At 73.5% G+C, this 19,336-nt stretch carries 14 protein-coding genes; 5 read left to right on the top strand and 9 right to left on the bottom strand.

Annotation, left to right across the window (positions count from 1 at the left end):
- The first annotated feature begins 11 nt into the window (after positions 1 to 11).
- A complete protein-coding gene (locus OHA65_RS37540) occupies positions 12 to 212 on the top strand; it encodes an LxmA leader domain family RiPP (protein ID WP_327286324.1) in 201 nt (66 codons plus the stop codon).
- A 203-nt stretch (positions 213 to 415) separates the two neighbouring features.
- On the opposite strand, the gene OHA65_RS37535 is transcribed toward OHA65_RS37540, so the two are convergent.
- Together OHA65_RS37535 and OHA65_RS37530 are read right to left on the bottom strand one after the other, a co-directional pair.
- Positions 416 to 742, bottom strand: a complete 327-nt coding sequence (locus OHA65_RS37535; RefSeq protein WP_327286323.1) for a transcriptional regulator — start codon at positions 740 to 742, stop codon at positions 416 to 418.
- Positions 739 to 1,284 (bottom strand): hypothetical protein, encoded by a 546-nt coding sequence (locus OHA65_RS37530; protein WP_327286322.1) that lies wholly within the window; start codon positions 1,282 to 1,284, stop codon positions 739 to 741. The genes OHA65_RS37535 and OHA65_RS37530 overlap by 4 nt, the downstream gene beginning before the upstream one ends.
- A gap of 467 nt (positions 1,285 to 1,751) precedes the next feature.
- Between OHA65_RS37530 and OHA65_RS37525 the strand changes: the two genes are divergently transcribed.
- From OHA65_RS37525 to OHA65_RS37515, 3 genes are all read left to right on the top strand, one after another.
- Positions 1,752 to 2,123: a transposase gene (locus OHA65_RS37525; protein WP_327286321.1), complete on the top strand. Its 372-nt coding sequence runs from the start codon at positions 1,752 to 1,754 to the stop codon at positions 2,121 to 2,123.
- Between the two features lie 151 nt (positions 2,124 to 2,274).
- Positions 2,275 to 3,129 carry an ATP-binding cassette domain-containing protein gene (locus tag OHA65_RS37520; RefSeq protein WP_327286320.1) on the top strand — a complete coding sequence of 285 codons (855 nt, stop codon included), beginning with the start codon at positions 2,275 to 2,277 and terminating at the stop codon, positions 3,127 to 3,129.
- Positions 3,126 to 4,337 (top strand): ABC transporter permease, encoded by a 1,212-nt coding sequence (locus tag OHA65_RS37515; protein WP_327286319.1) that lies wholly within the window; start codon positions 3,126 to 3,128, stop codon positions 4,335 to 4,337. Before OHA65_RS37520 ends, OHA65_RS37515 begins: the two co-directional genes overlap by 4 nt.
- 473 nt (positions 4,338 to 4,810) lie before the next feature.
- On the opposite strand, the gene OHA65_RS37510 is transcribed toward OHA65_RS37515, so the two are convergent.
- Together OHA65_RS37510 and OHA65_RS37505 are read right to left on the bottom strand one after the other, a co-directional pair.
- Positions 4,811 to 6,082 carry a DUF1266 domain-containing protein gene (locus OHA65_RS37510; protein WP_327286318.1) on the bottom strand — a complete coding sequence of 424 codons (1,272 nt, stop codon included), beginning with the start codon at positions 6,080 to 6,082 and terminating at the stop codon, positions 4,811 to 4,813.
- A 95-nt stretch (positions 6,083 to 6,177) separates the two neighbouring features.
- Positions 6,178 to 7,629, bottom strand: coding sequence for an amidase (locus tag OHA65_RS37505; RefSeq protein WP_329316840.1), 1,452 nt, complete (start codon positions 7,627 to 7,629; stop codon positions 6,178 to 6,180).
- A gap of 151 nt (positions 7,630 to 7,780) precedes the next feature.
- Here OHA65_RS37505 and OHA65_RS37500 point away from each other — a divergent pair, with 151 nt between their 5' ends.
- The gene (locus OHA65_RS37500) at positions 7,781 to 8,383 is read left to right on the top strand and encodes a helix-turn-helix domain-containing protein (RefSeq protein WP_331729976.1); all 603 of its coding nucleotides are present in this window, start codon (positions 7,781 to 7,783) and stop codon (positions 8,381 to 8,383) included.
- Positions 8,384 to 8,475: 92 nt separating this feature from the next.
- On the opposite strand, the gene OHA65_RS37495 is transcribed toward OHA65_RS37500, so the two are convergent.
- The 5 genes from OHA65_RS37495 to OHA65_RS37475 are packed head-to-tail and all read right to left on the bottom strand — an operon-like array spanning position 8,476 to position 19,268.
- A complete protein-coding gene (locus OHA65_RS37495) occupies positions 8,476 to 10,620 on the bottom strand; it encodes a hypothetical protein (RefSeq protein ID WP_331736372.1) in 2,145 nt (714 codons plus the stop codon).
- Entirely contained in the window at positions 10,617 to 11,765 is a 1,149-nt protein-coding gene (locus OHA65_RS37490; protein ID WP_327286314.1) for a VWA domain-containing protein, read from the bottom strand. The genes OHA65_RS37495 and OHA65_RS37490 overlap by 4 nt, the downstream gene beginning before the upstream one ends.
- Positions 11,762 to 14,473: a DUF5682 family protein gene (locus OHA65_RS37485; protein WP_331736568.1), complete on the bottom strand. Its 2,712-nt coding sequence runs from the start codon at positions 14,471 to 14,473 to the stop codon at positions 11,762 to 11,764. Before OHA65_RS37485 ends, OHA65_RS37490 begins: the two co-directional genes overlap by 4 nt.
- A 5-nt stretch (positions 14,474 to 14,478) precedes the next feature.
- Positions 14,479 to 15,684, bottom strand: a complete 1,206-nt coding sequence (locus OHA65_RS37480) for an AAA family ATPase (RefSeq protein WP_329316834.1) — start codon at positions 15,682 to 15,684, stop codon at positions 14,479 to 14,481.
- The gene (locus OHA65_RS37475) at positions 15,681 to 19,268 is read right to left on the bottom strand and encodes a DUF4132 domain-containing protein (protein ID WP_327286312.1); all 3,588 of its coding nucleotides are present in this window, start codon (positions 19,266 to 19,268) and stop codon (positions 15,681 to 15,683) included. The genes OHA65_RS37480 and OHA65_RS37475 overlap by 4 nt, the downstream gene beginning before the upstream one ends.
- Between the last annotated feature and the right edge of the window lie 68 nt (positions 19,269 to 19,336).

Genomic DNA, 19,336 nt, shown 5'->3' with positions numbered 1-19,336 from the left:
GGAGCAGTTTCATGAACGCCACTCAGCTGATCGCCGGCTACACCGCTTACACCACCGCCGAGGAGTTCGGCGCCACCGCGCAGGGCGACGCCCCGGCGACCACCCCGCTGACGGTCACCACGGTCTCCTCGCCCGAGTGCACCGCGTTCTCGGTCAGCGCCGCGAGCGGTGTCCTGACCAGTGTCTCCATCACGCACGCGGCGGGCTGCTGACCCACCGGGTACGGGGTGGAGCCGCCGAGGGCCATTCGGCGGCTCCACCCCGCCGTCCCAGACCGTGTTCTCCGGAGCCGCCGTGCTCCCCACGCGAGAGGATCGCGTGGGGGCACGGCGGCTTCGGCGCGTCCGGTCCCGGGCACCAGAGCGAGCGTACGGTCCCGATGCCCGGTCCGGGTACCCGGTCCGCAGCACCCGGTTCAGCCGAGGTCGGCGCCACGCCCCCTGGCCTGATCGGCGATCTGCTGCAAGGCCGAGAGATGGCCGGCGAGGTTGCGTCGGCCGGTACTGGTCAACGTCAGCCAGGTGCGGGGGCGTTTGCCCACGTACCCCTTCCGCACCTCGACGTACCCGGCGGCCTCCAGCGCCGTCACGATCTTGCTCAGGGCCGAGTCGGACAGGTCCAGCCCGTCGCGCACCGCCTTGAACTCGGCCTCCGTACAACTGGACAGGAAGGCGGTGACGGCGAGCTTGCTGGGGTGCTGGACGACCGCGTCCAGTTTCGGCAGCGGATCCGGTCTGGTCACGCCGCGGCGCCGTTCCTCAAGCGCGCCAGCTGGAGCCAGGCAAGTGCTCCCAGACCGAGCCCGGCGACCGCCAGGCAGCCCACGACGCCGGCGAACAGCGCCCCGACGCCACCTGCGACGAACGGCAGCAGCGCCGGAAGCTGACGCAGCGTCCGCTCGCGCGGGGTCCCCGCGGGAGCGGGCACCACACCGCCGGCACGGACCGTCGAAGCAACGGCGAGAAGGGCGAGAACAAGGCAGATGACGGCTGCGGCGACGAAGGCCGGTTCATCCCGATATTCGTACGCGAGACCGAAATTGACGAACCCTCCGGCGAGCAGCAGGCCTGCTACCGGGGGTAGCCAAGAGGGCATCGGGCGGGGGGCGCGAGCTGCGCGCCTTGCCGAACCGGCCACGGTCAGAGCCGAGTTCGCCTCGTCTGGAGTGGGAAGCTTTTCCATGCTTCCACTCTCGCATCTACTTTCCAGGCAGGCAAGTTGTTTCTCGGACGTGTTGGTTTGCAGTCGGGACGGGCGCTCCATAGGCTTGAACTTGATCAACAAGGGCGACGACCACCTGCGCTCCGGGCACGTCCCGACGCGGGCGCCCGGACGGACCGCGCGATGGGGGATCTTTCATGGACGGGGCCTGGAGCCTCGGGGAATCCGCGGGCGAGCACCCCTCGCCGGCACGGGCCGCGAACGGCCACCCGCCCTCCAGGAGAACAGCCATCCGGGGTCGCTCCCCTACGGGCGACCCTGCGAGGTTTTGACCAAAACTGCGATGCAGTGACAGCAGCCCGCGGCGCCTTCTTTCAGACTCGGCGCAGCGGGCCGTTCACCCTGTTTGAAATCAGACACGCGCCCTGCAGGGCCCTTTCGATTCTTCCTCAGATCTTCCTCAACGCACTTGCAGGCGGGGGGAGAACGTAAACAAGATGTGTCGCACATGATTCGTTGTCGGGTCCGCGGCACCCGCAGGCGGACGGCACTTCACGACAACGACGCAGACCGGGGGAGACGATTTCTTCGTGCCAAGGCCACCCGTAATACCTCCAGAGGAGAAGGCCAAGCTTGTCCTGACCGTTCTATCCGGCGGCCTCTCCGTGTCGCAGGCAGCCAGCAGTGTCGGGGTCTCGGAACAGGCCGTCGGCAACTGGAAGCGGCAGTTCATCAGCTCCGGAACTCAGGGACTCGAAGGCGGAGTCAGCCAGAGCAGCGAGCGGGAGCGCCGCCTGCTCGCCCAGATCACGGAGCTGAAGACGGCGCTCGGCGAGGTGTACATCCAGCTCAGGGCCAGGCGGAACGCAGTGGACCACCACGCGGTCCCTTCCCGGACCTCGACGCCGTACGGAGCGAATGCGGGCTCAGCGTTTCGAGGTTCTGCCAGATCATCGGCATAGCCCGCAGCACCTATGCACAAAGGCGTCTGACCCACGCCAACAGCACATCAGCACGAAATTTCTCCACGGGGGACACGTGAAAGCCCACCAAGCATTGCTTGAGTTAGAAGGAATCTCGAAGCGTTACGGCGACCACGCCGCGCTCGAAAAAATGGAATTCAGCGTTGGAGCCGGGGAAGTATTCGGCTTCGTCGGCGGCAACGGCGCCGGCAAGACCACGACCATGCGCATCATCATCGGGGTACTGGAAAAGGACGCCGGAGACGTCCGATGGAGCGGACGCCCCATCGACGCACGGACCCGGACCTCATTCGGCTACATGCCGGAAGAACGCGGTCTCTATCCCAGGATGACCGTCGGCAACCACCTCGAATACCTCGCGCGGCTGCACGGGATGGACCGGCACGCCGCCCGCACGGCCATGCGCACGTGGACCGAACGGCTCGACATCGCCCAGCACCGCGACCGCGCGGTCGACTGCCTCAGCCTCGGCAACCAGCAGCGCGTGCAGCTGGCCGCCGCCCTGGTGCACGACCCTCAGTTCCTGCTCCTCGACGAACCGTTCTCCGGCCTCGACCCACTGGCCGTCGACACCATGAGCAGCGTCCTGCGGAGCAAAGCGGACGAGGGCGTCCCCGTACTCTTCTCCAGCCATCAGCTCGACCTCGTCGAGCGGCTCTGCGACCGCGTCGGCATCGCGAGCAAGGGCACGATGGTGGCCTGCGGCACCGTGGAGGAACTCCGCGCCGGGGCCGACAACAGCATCTACATCGAGGTCGACGACGCCCCCCGCGACTGGCCCGCCTCCCTCCCGGGCGCCGGTGACCTCGCCACTCACCGGCAGGGTGCAGGAATCGTCCTCGGTCTGCCACGCGGCTTCGACGAGAACCGACTGCTGCACCACGCAATGACCCTGGGACGCGTCGTGGCCTTCCACCGCCAACGGCCTTCCCTCACGGAGCTCTTCCGCTCCGCCGTCACCGACGAGCCGGAGGAGGCGGCATGAGCCAGGCAGTGAAAACGCCGGGCACGGCATCGGCGCGCACCGCGGTGTGGCTGGTGACCTGCCGGGAGATCGCCGCCCGTGTCGGCACCCGCTCCTTCGTGGTGGGAACCCTGGTGAACATCGGAGTCATCCTCGGGCTCCTCTTCGCCTTCGGCTCCCCGGACGGCGAGGACCCGCCCGTCATCGTGGTCGCGGGCGCGCCGGTGGCGGCCTTCGCAACGGGAGCGCCGAGCAGCGGCGCACCACGGTGGGAGAACGCCTCGGACGCCGCCGACGCCCGCCGGAAGGTCACCGACAAGGACGCCGACGCCGCCCTGGTCACCGACGGCGACCACACGCAGCTGGTCCTCCGTCACAACACCCCGTCCGCAGCCCGCGACGCAGCGGCCGCGGCAGCGGAGCGCTGGGCCACCTCCCGCGCACTCCAGCGGCAGAACGTCGACGAGGGACGGATGCGCGGTCTCGTGGCCGAGGCCCTTCCGGCCGCCGAACTCGTCGGCGACCCGGTGCCGGGCGGAGCGGGGCTCGGTGCAGCCCTCGGCGTCGTGACCATCTTGTTCTTCCAGCTCTTCGGCTACGGAATGACGGTCGCCCAGGGCGTGGTCGAGGAGAAGTCGACCCGCGTCGTCGAGGTCCTGCTCGCCACGCTCACCCCGTTCCGCCTCATGACGGGCAAGGTGCTCGGCATCGGCGCGGCGGCGCTCCTCCAGACCGCGCTGTTCGGAGCGTCAGTGATCGTCGCGGTCCGCTTCGGGCACGTCCTGCCCGCGACGTTCCCCGCGACGGTGACGATGGCTGCCGCCGTGGCCTGGTTCGTGCTGGGGTTCGCCTTCTTCGCGTTCCTCTTCGCCGCAGCCGGCTCCCTCGTCTCGCGTGCGGAGGAGGTCTCGGGCGCCGTGATGCCGGTCCTGATGGCGACGATGGTGCCGTACGGTGTCGCGGTCGCCGCTGCGATGGACCTGACGGCCCCGTGGGTGGGCGTCGTCCAGTACGTTCCGCCGTTCTCGATGCTGATCATGCCGTTGCAGGTGAGCGCGCACGCCGCGGGGTGGACGGAGAACCTGGCCGCGGCCGCCTTGATGGTCGTTGCGGCGGCCGGCCTCGCGGTCGGCGCGGCGCGTGTCTACGAGCGGTCGATCCTGAGGATGGGATCGGCCATCCGCTGGCGCGTCGCCCTGCGCGGCCACCGGGAGCCCGTAGCCGATTGACGCAGTGCAGGTGCCGTACTGCACCGGGCCGGTGGCCCGGGGCAGTACGGCGTCCCACGCCGACCGGTCGGGATCGAGGCCGGCTTGCGCCGCACACCCCCTGGGGCGTGCGGCGCTAATGCCCTTTCATCGGTCACCCGGACTTCGCACATGACGTGGGGCAGGGCGGCGAGCGCCGCCGCACGCCACATCGCGGCGATCTCCCAGAGATGGACGTGATTCACGACCGCTTCGACCCCTTCGCCGTCGCCGCTCGTCACCGAGACGAACGGTGTGGAATCAGGGAACGGCCAGGTGCAGATCACGTGCACACGCCGCAGAAAGCTTGTGGCCATGGCCACAAGCACGACTGGTTCCCTCGTTGGTGGTGACGGCTGCGAGCCCTGCTGCCGCTGCGGCCCGGTCGGCGATCCGCCGCTGGACCTCCTGACGGCAGGGCGCGTTCGACCTGTACGCCAAGCTCTGTGCGCGGCTCACGCCCAGGGCAGGGTGCGCCAGGGGCTGGCGGGGGCGGTGGTCAGGACGCGGTGGGTGGCGAGCACCGTCTCGTACCACTCGCCGAACTCCTCCTCGTCGAAGTGGAGGCAGCGGCCGAGGACGTACGCGGCGGAGAAGTCCTCCCACGAGCGGTAATTGGCGTGGACGAGGCGTCCGGCGTGGACCACCGCCGTCTGCGCCTCCGCCGGCGTGCACAGGCGGGCGCCGAGGCCCCAGCGAGCCATGCCGGAGGCGCGGCCGTAGTCCCACGCCTCGACGCTGCGGACGTAGCCGTCCTCGGGCAGCAGCCCGTCGGCGCGGAAACGAGCTTCGTAGCGGGTGATGCGGCCGATCAATCGGTGCACCCCCGCCACCTGGCCCTCAAGCTCGGAGGAGGACACGGGGCTGCCCTGGGTGACGCCGTCCGGGGTCAGGCGGGGGTCCGCCGCCGCCTCGGCGCGGCGGCGCACCACGTTCTCGGCAGTCCGGCGCCAATGGTCGACCTCGACCGGGCCGGCGAAGTCCAGGGCCATGCCGCGGCGCAGTTGCAGGACGAACTCCCAGACCCCGCTGACCATGTCGGCCGCGAGTAGCCTGCGCTGACTGTCCTGCCACTGCTCGCGGGTGGTGACGCCCCACCACCGCTCCAGGGTCCGCTTCTCGTCGCTGTAGCCGCAGCCGTGGTAGGCGATGGAGTTCCAGAAACGGCCGTTGGCCACGGCGATGTGCGCGCCGGCCGCCAGGCCGAACGCGACCTGGCCCGTGAGGGGTCCGCCCTGCTCCAGGGTGTGGATGGTGTCCCGGGCCAGGCCGTGGCTCTCCACCGCGTCGTAGTGCCGCTGCCACAGCTGCCGGCCTTCCGGCCCGGCGGGCAGCACGCCCTCGCAGGGGCTGCCGGGGTTGACGACGAGGTACGGGGGGTCGTGCGGCTCCCACACCTGGGCGAACCAGCCCAGGGTGTAGCCGTTGTAGACCGGGTCGGGCAGCGGCTCCGGCAGCATGCCGGCCGTGTAGACGGCCAGGCACATCGTCTGCGTCTGGGGGTTCCAGTACGGGTGGAAGCGGCTGCTGCCGGAGGCGGCGTCGACGTAGGCCCGGGACTGCATCATGTACAGGTCCGCGTGGGCCACGAGATCGTAGTAGGCGGGCCAGTCACCGCGCGCCTTCGCCTCGTACAGCCCCCGCTCGATCGCGCTCGGCGCCCGCCAGGCCTGCTCGCTCTGCCAGACCGGCAGGGCTCCTCCCCCGTGACCCGTTGTCAACCCCATGGGAAAACCCTAACCGGCGGGCACCCCTGCAACGGACCGGGCCGCGGCGGACGGCGCGCAGCGCCCGTAGACCTCGGTGCGGGACGGCAGCGCGGTCAGGCGTCGGGGTGACTGCCCGCCCATACGGCGGGGGTCCGCTGCGCCCAGGGAGCGGCCTGTTCCAGTTGTCCGGCGAGGCGGAAGAGGACGTCCTCGCGGCCGTATCCCGCGGCGAACTGAATGCCGATGGGCAGTCCGGTGGCCGGGTCGGTCTCCAGGGGGACGGACATGGCGGGGGTGCCCGCGACGTTGAACGCGGCGGTGAAGGGCGAGCGGTGGAAGAGCAGCCCCAGCCAGCCGAGACCGTCGGCGCCCTCGGCACCCTCGGCGTACGTGCCCAGGGGGACGGGCAGTTCGGGCAGGGTCGGGGTGAGCAGCAGGTCGTAGTGGGCGAAGTACCGGCCGATCGCGCGCGCGACCGTGTTGCGCATCGCGAGTGCGTGGACGAACTCGGCGCCGCTGACCTGCTGTCCGTAGGCGTAACTGGCCAGCATCTCGGGTTCGAGAGTGGTGGAGTCGACGGGTCGCTCGAAAGCCGCGGCGAAGCCGTCGATCCACGTCACCAGATTGGCGCTCCACAAGCGGGCATTGGCCAGGGTGAATTCCTCCCAGCCGACGCCGAGGTCGACCTGGACCTCTTCCACCCGGTGCCCCAGGGACTCGGCGAGTCGTGCGCAGCGGAGCGTGGCGTCGACGACGGTGGCGTCGACGGCCCGGCCGCCCCAGGGCCGCGTGAGGAGGCCGATCCTCAGGCTGCCCGGGGAGCGGGTGATCTCCTGCGCATAGGGCCGCTGCGGCTGCGGGGCGACATAGGGGTCACCGGCCTCGGGGCCGTGGACGAGGTCCAGCAGCGTGGCGCTGTCGCGTACCGAGCGGCTGAGGACGCCGTGGACGGCGAGCCCGTTGAAGACCTCGTCCGCGTCGGGGCCCATGGAGATCCGGCCGCGGGTCGGCTTCAGCCCGAACAGACCGTTGGCGGCGGCGGGGACGCGTATGGAGCCCGCCGCGTCGGTGGCATGGGCGATCGGGACGATGCCCGCGGCGACGGCGGCTCCCGAGCCGCCGCTGGAGCCGCCGGGGCTACGGGTCGGGTCCCAGGGGTTGCGGGTGGCGCCGTACAGGACGCCTTCCGTGGTGGTGCTGTAGGCGAACTCCGGAGTCGCCGTGCGTCCGAGCGTCACCAGCCCGGCGCGACGGAAGCGCGCCATGAGCGATGAATCGGCCCCTGCGACGTTTCCTGCGGCGATACGGCTGCCCAGCTCCATCCGCTTGCCGGACATCGCGACGGCGAGGTCCTTGATCAGGAAGGGCACCCCCGCCAGCGGCGTGCTGCCCGGAGCCGGTGCGTCCTGTGCGGGCCAGGTCTCGACGACGGCGTTGATCTGCGGATCCACCGCCTCGGACGCCAGTTGGGCGGTCGAGGCGAGTTCCGCGGCAGTCACCTGGCCGCGAGCCACCAGGTCGGCCAGGCCGACGCCGTCGTAGTTCACGTACTCGGAGAGCTTCATTTCCGTCCGTTCAGGAGAGTCGACACCGGGCACCAATACCGCTCGGTACCTCACGAGACCGATCGGTATCACGCAGGACTGATCGGTACCGTAACATTGCGGCCAGGCGGTGCGACGCCCCACCGCACCGACGAGGGGCCGGATGGCGAGCATGGACAGAGTCAGCAGGCAGAGCAGGGTGGCCAAGCTGCCGCCCCGGGAGCGGATCCTCGACGCGGCGGAGGAGCTCTTCTCACGCGAGGGGATCAAGGCGGTGGGCGTCCAGGCGATCGCCGACCGGGCCGAGACCACCAAGATGGCGCTGTACCGCCACTTCGAGACCAAGGACGCGCTGGTCGAGGAATGGCTCCGCATCGTCGCAGCCGACTACACCGCCGTCTTCGACCGGTTGGAGGAAGCACAACCCGACGACCCCCGCGCACAGATCCTCGGGATGGCCCGGTTCATCACCGACGGACTTCCCGAGATCTCCCACCGGGGGTGCCCGTTCATCAACTCCATGGCGGAACTGCCCGACCGCACCCACCCGGCGCGCCGGCTGATCGAAGCCCACAAGGCCGGCCAGGTGCGCCGGCTCACCGACCTGTGCGCCCGGGCCGGGCTGCCCGATCCGCAAGAGGCGGCCGCGGAGATCACCTTCGTCCTCGAAGGAGCCCAGGTGAGCGTCCAGAACGGAAGCATCGAGCACGCGGGTGAGCGGCTCATGAGGATCGTCGCGGCCGTCCTGGACCGCCACCCGGCCCCCGGGGTTTGAGCCCGTGGGCCGGCCGTCCTGGACCGCCACCCGGCCCCCGGGGTTTGAGCCCGTGGGCCGTGGGTGATCGCACGCGCCGCAGCGCTGCCGCGTCAGCGTGAGCCGTACAGGTCCGCCGCCGCGAGCAGGAACAACTGCGCGTCCGTCCACGGGTCCACGGCGGTGTCCGCGCCGCCGCCGGTGAGGGCCGCAGGTACGGCTCGCACCCGGCCGGCGGCCGTGGTGAGACCCGTCCGGTCCAGGGCGGCCGCCGCCCCTCGAAGCCGGTCCAAGCCGGCCCGGTCGAAGTGGCGCAGGCCCCGGTGGGCGGCGTCGGCGAGCGCGGCGAGCGCCTCGGCCAGCGCCCCCGCGACCGGGTCCGGCTCGGGGTGCGCCGCCGGAGCCGCACTGGTGGACGGTCCGGCGGGCGCCAGGTCGGGCACCGTGACGGCCGACCCGGCGAGCACCGCGACGGGCTCCACCACGAGCCCCGTGGATCCCGTGGATCCCGTAGGTCCGGATCTGGCGGCCGCCCGGACGAACCCGCTGATGTGGCAAGGACCGCCGCCGAGGCCGTCGAGGGCCGCGGCCAGGGCGTCCGTGGCTCCGGGCGCGTACGGGTTGTAGGGCGCCGCCAGCAGGGCGAGGTTGCCGTCGGCGTCCCGCAGCACCGCCTCCAGGCGCTGCTCGGCCGGGTCGTAGCCGAGGCCCTCGACGGCGTGCACGGCCAGTACGTGGACGTCGTCCGCCGCCACCCGCGCCCGCACCTGCCGGGGCGGGCGGGCCCGCACCCGTTCCGCGAGCGCGGCGAAGTCCCGTACGAGGAGGGGTTCGGGGAGGTCGGTCCAGGAGCCCGCGACCGGCGTGACACCGGTGCCGCCGGTGCGCGGGGCACCGAACGCGACGACGTGCCCGGGGGTACGGGACGCGGTCTCGCTGACCACGTTCCCGGCCGCCAGCGCACCGAACGTGCTGCCGGCGGTGCGCCGTCGCGCGAAGTCCGGCCCCGTCGGCGCCGGCTGGTCCCCGGTGACCTGGTCCCCGGTCAACTCCCACCGGCGACGCATGACGAGGACGATGCCCGCGCCGGCGTGGGCGAAGTACACCTCGGCGGTGCGGGATCCGGGGTTCCCGGTCACCCGGCAGCCGAGCCCGGTGAGCCGGACCCGGCGCAGCGCGGTGGTTCCGGGCTCGCCGGTGCCGTGGCGACCGGTGCGGTGCCGGGCGGCCACCTCGGCGAGGAGCTCCGCGAACCGCTCGGGCCGGTGCCGGGCGCCGCGCGAGGCGTGCTCCGCGAGCTGCTCGGCGAGGTCGGCGGTGGTGTCGGCCGTCCAGTGCATCCCGTGGTCCGCGAGTTCGCGGCCGACCCGGTGCAGGCCCGCGGTGATGACCGGCCCGGCGTGGGCGGCCCCGTCCAGCAGCAGTTCGGTCGCGATCCCGGCGGCTGCCCCGGCCGCCTCGTCGCGGGTCCGGGCCGGCCGCAGCGGCCCGCCGGCCCGGACATCGGTCGGCGGGTCCTGCGGGTCGGCCGCGAGCGCGGCGCGGAAAGCCCACACGGCGAGGGCCACGGCCGGGCCGCGGTGCTCGGGGCGGGCGTCGGTGAGGGCGTACCCGAGCGCGGCCGGGACGGCGAACCGCACGGTCGCGGTGGCCAGTTCGGCGCGCGCCTCGGGGGCCCCCGGAGCGGGGTGGGTGAGCCGCGCGGCGTAGCCGCGGGCCAGGGTGCGGCGCGCGGCGGTGACGGCCCGCGCACCGAGTGCCGCGGTCAGCTCCTCGTCGGTGACGCTGCCGGGGGACCATACCGGAGCCCCGCCCGGACCGGTGACCGGGCCCGTGTCCGAGCCCGTGTCCGGACCGGTGTCCGGGTTCTGCCGCGCCGGTTCGGGCGCGCGGGGCGCAGGCCCTTCCGCGCTGGTCCGCTCGGAGGTGTCGGACCCGCCGGTGGTCCCGGGCGCCGTCGGCTCCCCCTCGGCCTGCCGCCGGTAGGCCAGGATCAGTCCGATCAGGTGGCGGCACACGCCCGTGGCGGCGCAGCCGCACCTCCCGACGTCGAGTCCTGCGCCGGGAGGCAGTACGGATTCGGTGCCGTCGGGGTAGCGTCCGCTGAGGCTGCCGTCCGGAGCCACGCGGACCGCGGCTCCGGCCCCTGCGGCGAGTTCCCTCGCGGCGCGTTTGACCAAGCCCCGGTTGGCGAGCGCGGCGAGGGTGTCCTCGGTGAGGGCCAGCAGGTCGGGGCGGGACACGGTGGCGGCGGTCAACGGCCGAGCCGTTCGGCGACGAAGGCGGCGAGCATGCCGGGGGTCATGGCGCCGACGTGGGCGCCGGCGTCGGCGATCTCCTGGGCGAGGTCCCGGTCGTAGGCGGGTGCGGCGTCCTCGTCGAGGGCGGCCAGGCCGAGTACGGTGCTGCCCTGCCCGACGAGCCGGCGCACGGTACGGACCAGCCGGTAACGGTCCCCGCCCTCGTAGAAGTCGGTGACCAGGACCACGATGGCCCGGCGCGGGTTGTCGATCAGTTCGGCGCCGTAGTCGACGGCGCGGGCGATGTCCGTGCCGCCGCCCAGCTGGACCCGCATCAACAACTCCACCGGGTCGGTGACGTCGGAGGTGAGGTCGATCACGGAGGTGTCGAAGGCCACCAGGTGGGTGCGCAGCCCCGGCAGCCCCCACAGGGCGGCCGCCGTGACCGCCGAGTGGATGACGGATCCGGTCATGGAGCCGGACTGGTCCACGAGCAGGATCAGCTGCCACTGCTCCAGGTGCGGTCCGGTCCGGGAGGAGAACCGCGGCCGCTCGATCAACAGCCGCCGGTGCTCGGGCTGGTAGTGGGCCAGGTTGGCGCGGACCGTCGCATGGAAGTCGAAGTTCCGTGAGTACGCGACGGGGCTGGGGCGCCGGGAGCGGGTTCCGGTGAAGGAGCGCCGGAGCTCCGGGGTGAGGCGGGCCATCAGCTCCCGGACCACGGCCTCGACGAGCCGCCGTGCCAGCCGCAGGACCTGCGGGTTCATCAGGTGTTTGGTGCGCAGGACGGCTCGCAGCAACGCGGGGCTCGGCCGGACGCGTTCCAGCACGGCCGGGTCGGTGACGATCTCGTGGATGCCGTACCGCTCGACGGCGTCCCGTTCGAGGCGTTCGATGGTCTCCCGGGGGAAGAGGCGGTGGACGTCGTCGAGCCAGTCGACCGCGGTCACCGCGGAGGGGTCGTCGCCGGCTCGGCGGATTCCCCGCTCGCCCTGTTCGGGGTCGCGGCCGTACAGCCATTCCAGGGCGCGGTCACGGGCCGCGCCGTCCGCGGCGAGGGCGCCGGTGTGACGTTCGGCGGGGCTGCCAAGGACGAGCCGCCACCGCTCCAGCCCGGGGTCGGTGGAGGGCGCGGACGCGCGGGCGGGGTCGGTGGCGGTCACGGGGCGGCTCCCAGGCCGTGGCGTTCGAGCAGGCGGGACACGTCGTCTTCCAGGCGCCGGGCCCGGCCGATGAGCAGCGGGTCGGCCGGTGTCCGCAGCAGGCCGCGGGCGGAGCCGCGCAGGCCACGGCGTTCGATGAGGCGGGCGGCGATGCGTTCGCGCTCGCGGGGCGGAAAGTAGGCGAAGGCCTGCCGCAGGGCGGGGAGGCCTGCGAGGAACTCGTCCTCCGGCTGCTCGCTGACCAGGGCGTCGAGTACGCCGAGCAGGCCATCGTCCTGGCCTGCGGCCCCGCAGGTGGTGTTCCCGGCGGCCGGCGCGGTCAGCTCCTCGCGGGCCAGCGCGAACAGGCCGCCCAGCCAGTCGCCGAGGGCTGCGGTGCCGGCGACGGCCCGCACCGCGGCCACCGGATCGCCGACCCCGTCGACCCGGGGGCCGTCTTCGCCCGGGCGGTGCGCGAGGGCGCGGCACAGACCGTACGCGGCGCCGCGCAGATCGGCGGGGGCGGCCGGGTCGGTGCTGATCCGGGCGCACACCGCGGTCACCGCCGCCCGGTCCAAGGACAGCAGCGGTGCGGCGTGCAGCACGGCGTCCCGTACGGCGGTGAGGGCGCCCACCCTGCCCCGGTCCACGCCGCCGGCGCCGTGCAGCCCCTCGGCCAGCCACAGCACCCGGGCGACGGCGGCGTCGACGAAGCCGGCCAGCAGCGGGTCCCCTGCGACCCCGTACACCCGGTCGTGCCGCCACAGCCCGAGGGCGGTGTGCAGCGCTTCGCCGAGCGGACCGGGGTCGCCGGCCCGGTCGACGGCGGCCCGGAGTTCGGTGAGCAGCGGGCCGAGCATCCCGGTCGCGCCGCAGGCCACCGCGTCGAACAGGATCCGCGCGAGGGCGTCGGGGGCGGCCGCGGCGGCCCGGACCCGCTCGCCGAGAGCGGTGGCGGTCGCGTCCGCCAGGGTCATGCCGTGACCGGAAGCCTCGATCAGCGCGGCTTCCCGGGCACCCGCGGCCGACGCGGCATGCGGCTCCCAGCGCTCGGTGGCCTCGGGGTCGGCGCCGTCGACGGGCCCGCGGGTACGGGCGTAGCAGGGGACGTCGAGGATCCGCAGGCAGTGCAGGACGCGGCTGGCGTCCAGGCCGGCGGGCTCGGTGAGTCGCAGCGTGACGGGGCGGGTGCCGTCCAGGCCGAGGACGGCGAGGCGGGCGGTGACGTCGTGCACGATCGGCGGGAGCGGGGTGTCCGGGTGGAGCGCGCCGGTCCGCTGGCCACAGCCGGCGGCCACCATCTCGACGAGGACCGGGTGGGTGCCGGGACGCAGCGGGCCGCGCCGGGTCCACGGCAGGGGTTCGTCGACGGCCTCGTCGAGGAGTGCGCCGGCGAGGCCGTCGAGCAGGTCCAGGCGGGCGGGCCGATGGTGTCCGCGGAGTGCGGCCAGGCCCTGGGCGGCGGCCCGGGCGGCGATGAGGGAAGCCGTGGAGACGTGCCGGCCTCGGCCGCGCAGCCGTTCGGTGATGTCCCGCACCAGCAGCTCCCCGGCGGCGGCCGGGCCGTGCTCCCACACGTGCTGGTGGAAGCCGGGGGACGGCATGCCGGACTGGTAGCCGGTGAAGGCGTCGAGCTGGTGGAAGGAGTACGGGACGAGGTGGCTGCCGGCGAGGGCGTCCGTGGCGGGCCGTGGCACCGCCGGAGGACCGTGCGCCGCCCCGGTGTCGGCGCCACGGCCCGCGGCTTCGGTGAGGGCGACGAGCGCGGGCCGGTGGAAACCACCGGTGACGACCAGGACCGGGCCCGCGCCCGGTTCGGCCAGGGCGGCTCGGACCCAGGAGGCCATGTACTCCTCGCGGGCCCGGTCCGAGGCGTCGGCCTCGGTGTCGCCGCGGACCACGTCGAAGTAGAGGGCGAGCCGTTCGGCGAGGGAACGGTAGCCCAGACCGCCGGACCCCGGCCGGTCGCCACCCAGCCGGTCGCCACCCAGCCGGTCGCCACCCAGCACGTTGGGCCCCAGGCCGCCGGCCGGCCCGTCGGACCCCAGACCGCCGCCACCCAGGTCGCCGCCCAGACCACCGTCGGCCAGCCGGTCGCTGCCCAGCCCGTCGGACCCCAAGCCGCCGGCCGGCCCGTCGGACCCCAGACCGCCGCCACCCAGGTCGCCGCCCAGACCGCCGCCACCCAGCCGGTCGCCGCCCAGACCACCGCCGCCCAGCCGGTCGCCGCCCAGACCACCGCCGCCCGGCCGGTCGTTGCCCAGACCGCCCTCGCCCGGTCCGTCGGACTCGGCCGCCTCGAACATCCGGTCCCACAGGGCGTCGGCCGAGTCCACGCCGAAGCGGGCGCACAGCCGGGCGGTCGCCCGCTCGTAGCGGACCTCGGCGTCCGCGTAGCGGTTGCTGCGGCCGGCGAACGCCGGATGCCAGGCGGGCAGGTCGATGAAGCGGACCTGTGCGCCGGCGGCGCGGCCCTCGCTGAGCGCCACCCACTCGGGGGAGTAGTCGCAGAACGGCGTCCACGAGGTCGTGGAGCGTTCGTCGTCGCGGTAGTGGCTGAACACCGCGATCGGCAGCCGGTGGCCGAGCAGCAGTTCGCCGAGCCGGTCGTTGAGGTCGGACGGCCCCTCCACCAGCACGTGGCTGGGCCGCAGCGCGGCGATGGTGCGGGAGACCAGCCGCGCACAGGCCGGCGAGTGGTGGCGGACGCCGAGGAAGTGGGCCGTCAGGGTGCTCACCGCGCCAGCAGGTGCCGGGCGGCGTGCAGTTCCCGCCAGGCCGGTCCGGTGTGCCGGTCGGCTCGCTGTTCCAGGTAGCGGCGCAGCCGTGCCAGGTCCTCCGGGTTGTCCTTGGCCGCCGTGCCGGCCAAGCAGGTGACCAGGTCGGCGGCGTTGCCCGGTTCGCCGCGCAGGTACCAGCCGCGGACGCCGACCGCGTGGGCGACGGCGACCGCCTCGGCGGTGCTCATGACCGCGCCCATCCGGTCGGACCCGCCGTGCCCCGCGTACCCGCCCGGTGTGCCGTGCGGCGGGCCGTCCCCGCCCGCGCCCCGCAGTTCCCGGAACGTGGTGACGAGGACGTCCACGATGTCCGGATCCGGGGCGACGGCCACCCCCGAGGCGCGCAGCAGGGCGGTGGCCTCGGCCTCGACGAGGGCGGCTTCGGCGTCGCGGTCGGCGATGGGGAACACCGTCTCGAAGTTGAAGCGGCGCTTGAGGGCCGCGCTCATCTCGTTGACGCCGCGGTCCCGGGTGTTGGCCGTGGCGATCACGTTGAACCCGTGGGCGGCGAAGGCCATTCCCGCGTCCCCGGGGAGTTCGGGGATGGTGACGACCCGCTCGGAGAGCAGGGACAGCAGGCAGTCCTGCACTTCGAGGGGGCAGCGGGTGATCTCCTCGAAGCGGACCAGCCGGCCCTCCCGCATGCCGCGCAGCACCGGGGCGGGCACCAGGGAGCGCTCGGAGGGGCCCTCGGAAACCAGCAGCGCGTAGTTCCAGGAGTATTTGATCTGGTCCTCGGTGGTCGCGGCGCCGCCCTGGACCACCAGCGTGGAGTCACCGCTGACCGCGGCGGCGATCAGCTCGGACAGCAGGGACTTGGCGGTGCCGGGTTCTCCGACGAGCAGCAGGCCCCGGTTGGTGGCCAGGGCGACCAACGCCCGTTCGACGAGGGAGTTGTCGCCGACGAACTTGCGGCTCACACCGGTCTGCGGGTCCCCGGTGATGAACCGGAAGGCGGCGCGCAGGCTGAGCTGCCAGCCCGGCGGGCGGGGTGCGTCGTCGGCGGCCCTGAGCGCGGCCAGCTCCTCGGCGTACCTGATCTCGGCGGGCGGCCGCTGGACGGGCCTGCGCCCCGCACCGTCGTGCGTGCCGGGGGCACCGGCAGTACCGGGATCGTCCCCAAAAGTGTCCCGCGGACGTGGGGTGCGGGCGCCGGTCATGCCGTCAGCTCCGTGAGGTCGGCGAGCACTTCGGAGGCCACGACCGCGTCGAGGTCGGCGAACGTCAGCGGGTGGCTGCGGCTGAACCAGTAGTCGCCGGGCGTCGTGTCGAGCCAGACGGTCTCCAGCACCTGGTCGGGGAACTCGCCCACCATGCCGACCGCGATGCCCTCGTCGGGCGCGATGACCAGGTAACAGTGACGGCCCAGGCGGCGGGAGAGCCACCGCTCCACCCCGTTGTCCTCGGGAGTGCCGCGCTCCCAGCCGCGCTTGGTGAGGCCGAGGAGCCGGCCCACGGGGACGGTGAAACCCTCGAAGCGGGTCAGCCGGTGCCCTGCCGCCTCCTCCTCGGTGACCGCGTACACGGCCCGGCCTAGCTGCGCGAACGGCTGGACGATCTCGTAGTCGGCGAACACCTCCGACCAGGCGGCGACCGCGTCGACTCCGAGGCGCAGCGGGTGCGGCAGGCTGACGACGGCGTCCGCGCCGAATTCGTACGCCTCGTCGTCGGCGTCGGCGAGGCTGCGGTCCTCGGCGATCCGGAACTCGACGGTCGAATCGCCGTCGACGGCCCGCCACACCAGGCGGCGGGCCAGGTGCCACACCAGCGGGTGCTCGGCGAAGAGCTTGCCGAACTCCTCGGCCGTCCAGGTGCGGCCGTCGACCATGGCGGCCTCCAGTCGTCGTACCTGGTCGGCGGCGACGGCGCGCACGTCCTTCTTCAGGGCGGCGAACCGCTTGCGCTCGGCCGGGGCGAGCTCCGGGTCGTCCTTCGCGCCGGGCTTGGGCAGGTCCTTCAGCCGCTTGCCGTCGGCGTCGGCCACGTACGGCCTCAGTTGCTCGTCGAAGCCGACGGTGAAGCGGCGGCTGCCGTAGTCGACGGTGGTGGTGCCGTCCGCGTCGAGGCCGAAGTCGGGCACCAGGCGGTCGGCCAGCTGCTCGCGGGTCAGGCCCAGACCCGCGGCCACCTCGGCGATCTTCTCGCCGGCGCGGGCCTTGAGGGCCTTGAACTTCGCCCGCTGCGCGATGCCGTGCAGGCTGAGCAGGGCGGCGTCGGTGCCGATCGCGGCAAGCACCTCCAGGCCGTCGACGGCCCGGTGGTGCGCGCCCTCCCCGGGCCAGTTCCGGATGATCGGGCTGAGCAGCCGGACGGTGTCGTCGTCGCCGAAGGCGCCGAGCTGGTGCAGCGCCCAGGCGTCCTTGGGGGGCATGCCCCCCATCTGCCACTCCTCGAACACGGCCCAGGCGAACTCGGTGAACGAGGCGGGGTCGGCGACCTCCCGCACCAGTTCCACGCCCGGATACGGGTTGCCGGGCGCGCCGAAGGCCATCATGCGGAGCAGGTGCCCGGTCGCTTCGGCGGGCAGCGCCTCGCCGGTGCGCAGCTTCAGCTGCGGCAGGGCGGCCGCATCGGCCCACGCAGGGGGCTCGACCGTCTTGGCGGGCAGCGCGGTCACCAGCGGGTCGGCGTCGAGGAGTTCGGCGATCGCCCCGACCGCTTGCGGGCCGTGGACGGCGGCGGCTTCCCGCACCGTGTCCGGGCCGTGGGCGGCCGCGATGGTCCGGAGCGCGGCCTCGGCGGCCGTGCGGGGCTTGCCGGGCTTGCCGAGGGCGTCGGGGACGAGCAGGGTGGCGGCGTCCCCTGCGTGCCGGACCAGCCAGGCGCGGGCGGTGCGGGCAGCGGCCTTGAGGCGGACCAGCCAGTCGGCCATGAGCCGGGCTATGCGCAGGTTCACGTACGGCATGAGCAGCACGCCCATGGTGGCGGGGAGCCGGAGCGCGGTGCCGAAGGCCATCGCCAGGGCGGTGCTCTCGTAGCGGGCGATCAGCGGCATGAAGGTGTTGGTGCCCTCGTAGGTCCATTCGGGGCCGTCCCACGCGTCGAGGAGCGGGCGGACGACTTCGGCGGGGCCCATGGTGAACAGCACGAGCCGCTGGTGGTCCTGGCGCAGCAGCCCGGCGCGTCCGGCGGCGACGAGCGCGTCCAGGTCCTGGTTCACGGCCCAGGCCGGGATGCTGTTCTCGGCGGAGGCCCATTCCTCCTGCTCTCCGGGCAGCCAAGCCATACGGGTGTCTTCGGGGGCGCTGAGCCCGCTGACCGTACGGGGCTTGGTGCGGGGGCGCACGCGCGTCCACGGCGGGCTGGTGAGGACTGCGGGCAGGGCGGCGGCGTCCGCCTCGGGGAGCTGCCCTTCGAGGCGGGCCAGCGGGCCGACGAGGTCGGCGGCGCGGGCGGGCAGTTCGGGCAGGACCTCCAGGGCGAGTTCGCGGTGCGCGGCCACGTGCGCCTTCAGCAGGCGGCCGGCCATGGCCGCGTCGGCGGCGGCTCCGTCGGCGCGCTCGGCGAGCAGGCGCATGGCGCGTACCGGGTAGCGACGGGCCGCGGCCAGCAGGGCGGGCCGGACGGTCCTGTCGTCGATCCGGGTCAGGAGCGTGTGGAAGGCCGGGTCACCGGGGAGTTCGGCGAGGGCTTCGGAAAGGGTGCGCAGGGTGTCGGCGTCGGCCCAGGCCCCCTTGAACGGTTCGGCGAGGAGCGGTGCGAGGGCCGCGCCGAGGCCATCGGCGCACGTCGCGATGAGCTGCGCGCTCCAGCCGTGCCAGCCGAGGTCGAAGCCGGCGGCGCGGACCGCGGCGACGTGCTCGGCGGTGCCCAGGGAGGCGGCGAGCAGGAAGAGCTCGGTCGAGGAGCCGTTGCGGATGGGGAGCGGGTCGGCGCAGCATTCGCCGACCCAGTCCAGCTCGTCGGGGACGAGGAAGCTGACGTTGACGCGGCGGCGGGGGGTGTCGCGGTGCCCGGCCAGCACCTCGACGGCGGCCCGGTATTCGGCCTCCGGGGCGCTCGCGAGGAGCCGGCGGGCGCGCTCGGCGATGGGGACCTGGCTGTTGCGCCAGCCGTTGGCGGCGGTGACCCAGCGGACGCCGTTGACGACCGCCCCGGAGCGATCGGCTTGCCAACCGGGTGTGACCTGCCCGTACTCGACGGTCGCTCGGGCGGCGAACGGCAGGCCGTACCGGACGGCCCAGGCGTCCACGAACAACTCGCGGTTGCCGTCGCCGTGATCGGCGTGCACCAGGTGCGCCAGGACGGCCGCGCCCAGCGGGTCGGGCGTCCCGGCCAGGTGGGTGCGGGCCGCGGCGACGAGCGCGGGCTCGCTCTGCGGGAAGTCCAGTACCCGGGCTACGCGTTCGGCGTCCTGGTCGAGCCAGCCGTCGACCTGCGCGGGCGCCGACGCCACCGCCGCGGAGGCCGGCCGCGGCACCCCGCCGCGCCGCGGGCTCACATTCCGCTTCCATGCGGTGGGGAACACGAAGACGTCCTCGTCGACCCGGACCGCAGCCGGCGGCGCCACGTCGAGGGGCGGGGCGTCGACCCGGCTCTCGCCGACCGGCGCGTAGCCCTTCTTCTCACGGGTGGCGACGGCTTTGGCGAAGTACAGGCGGGCTTCCTCCGCCGTGCCGAAGTCCTTGACCTGGGTCTGCCCGGTCGTGCCGACGCGACCGAAACGGAGGGTCACCGAGGCCCCGTCCGCTTCGCCCTCCCAGAACTTGGCCGACCCGTCCCCGACGTACTCCCAGCGCTGCACGAGCCCTCCGCTTTCCCACGTGATCAGTTGCCGGAACAGTAACGGCGAGCACTGACAACGCTTGTTGC

This window comes from Streptomyces sp. NBC_00045 (assembly GCF_045041095.1).
GTDB lineage: Bacteria > Actinomycetota > Actinomycetes > Streptomycetales > Streptomycetaceae > Streptomyces.
Note: the sequence above shows the minus strand (reverse complement) of the source record. Positions and strands in the feature narration are given on the sequence as shown.

Excerpts from the sequence above, each read along its gene's own strand:
- OHA65_RS37540 (WP_327286324.1), top strand. The coding sequence starts at position 12 with ATGAACGCCACTCAGCTGATCGCCGGCTACACCGCTTACACCACCGCC.
- OHA65_RS37520 (WP_327286320.1), top strand. The coding sequence starts at position 2,275 with ATGGAATTCAGCGTTGGAGCCGGGGAAGTATTCGGCTTCGTCGGCGGC.
- OHA65_RS37515 (WP_327286319.1), top strand. The coding sequence starts at position 3,126 with ATGAGCCAGGCAGTGAAAACGCCGGGCACGGCATCGGCGCGCACCGCG.
- OHA65_RS37510 (WP_327286318.1), bottom strand. The coding sequence starts at position 6,082 with ATGGGGTTGACAACGGGTCACGGGGGAGGAGCCCTGCCGGTCTGGCAG.
- OHA65_RS37505 (WP_329316840.1), bottom strand. The coding sequence starts at position 7,629 with ATGAAGCTCTCCGAGTACGTGAACTACGACGGCGTCGGCCTGGCCGAC.
- OHA65_RS37500 (WP_331729976.1), top strand. The coding sequence starts at position 7,781 with ATGGACAGAGTCAGCAGGCAGAGCAGGGTGGCCAAGCTGCCGCCCCGG.
- OHA65_RS37480 (WP_329316834.1), bottom strand. The coding sequence starts at position 15,684 with ATGACCGGCGCCCGCACCCCACGTCCGCGGGACACTTTTGGGGACGAT.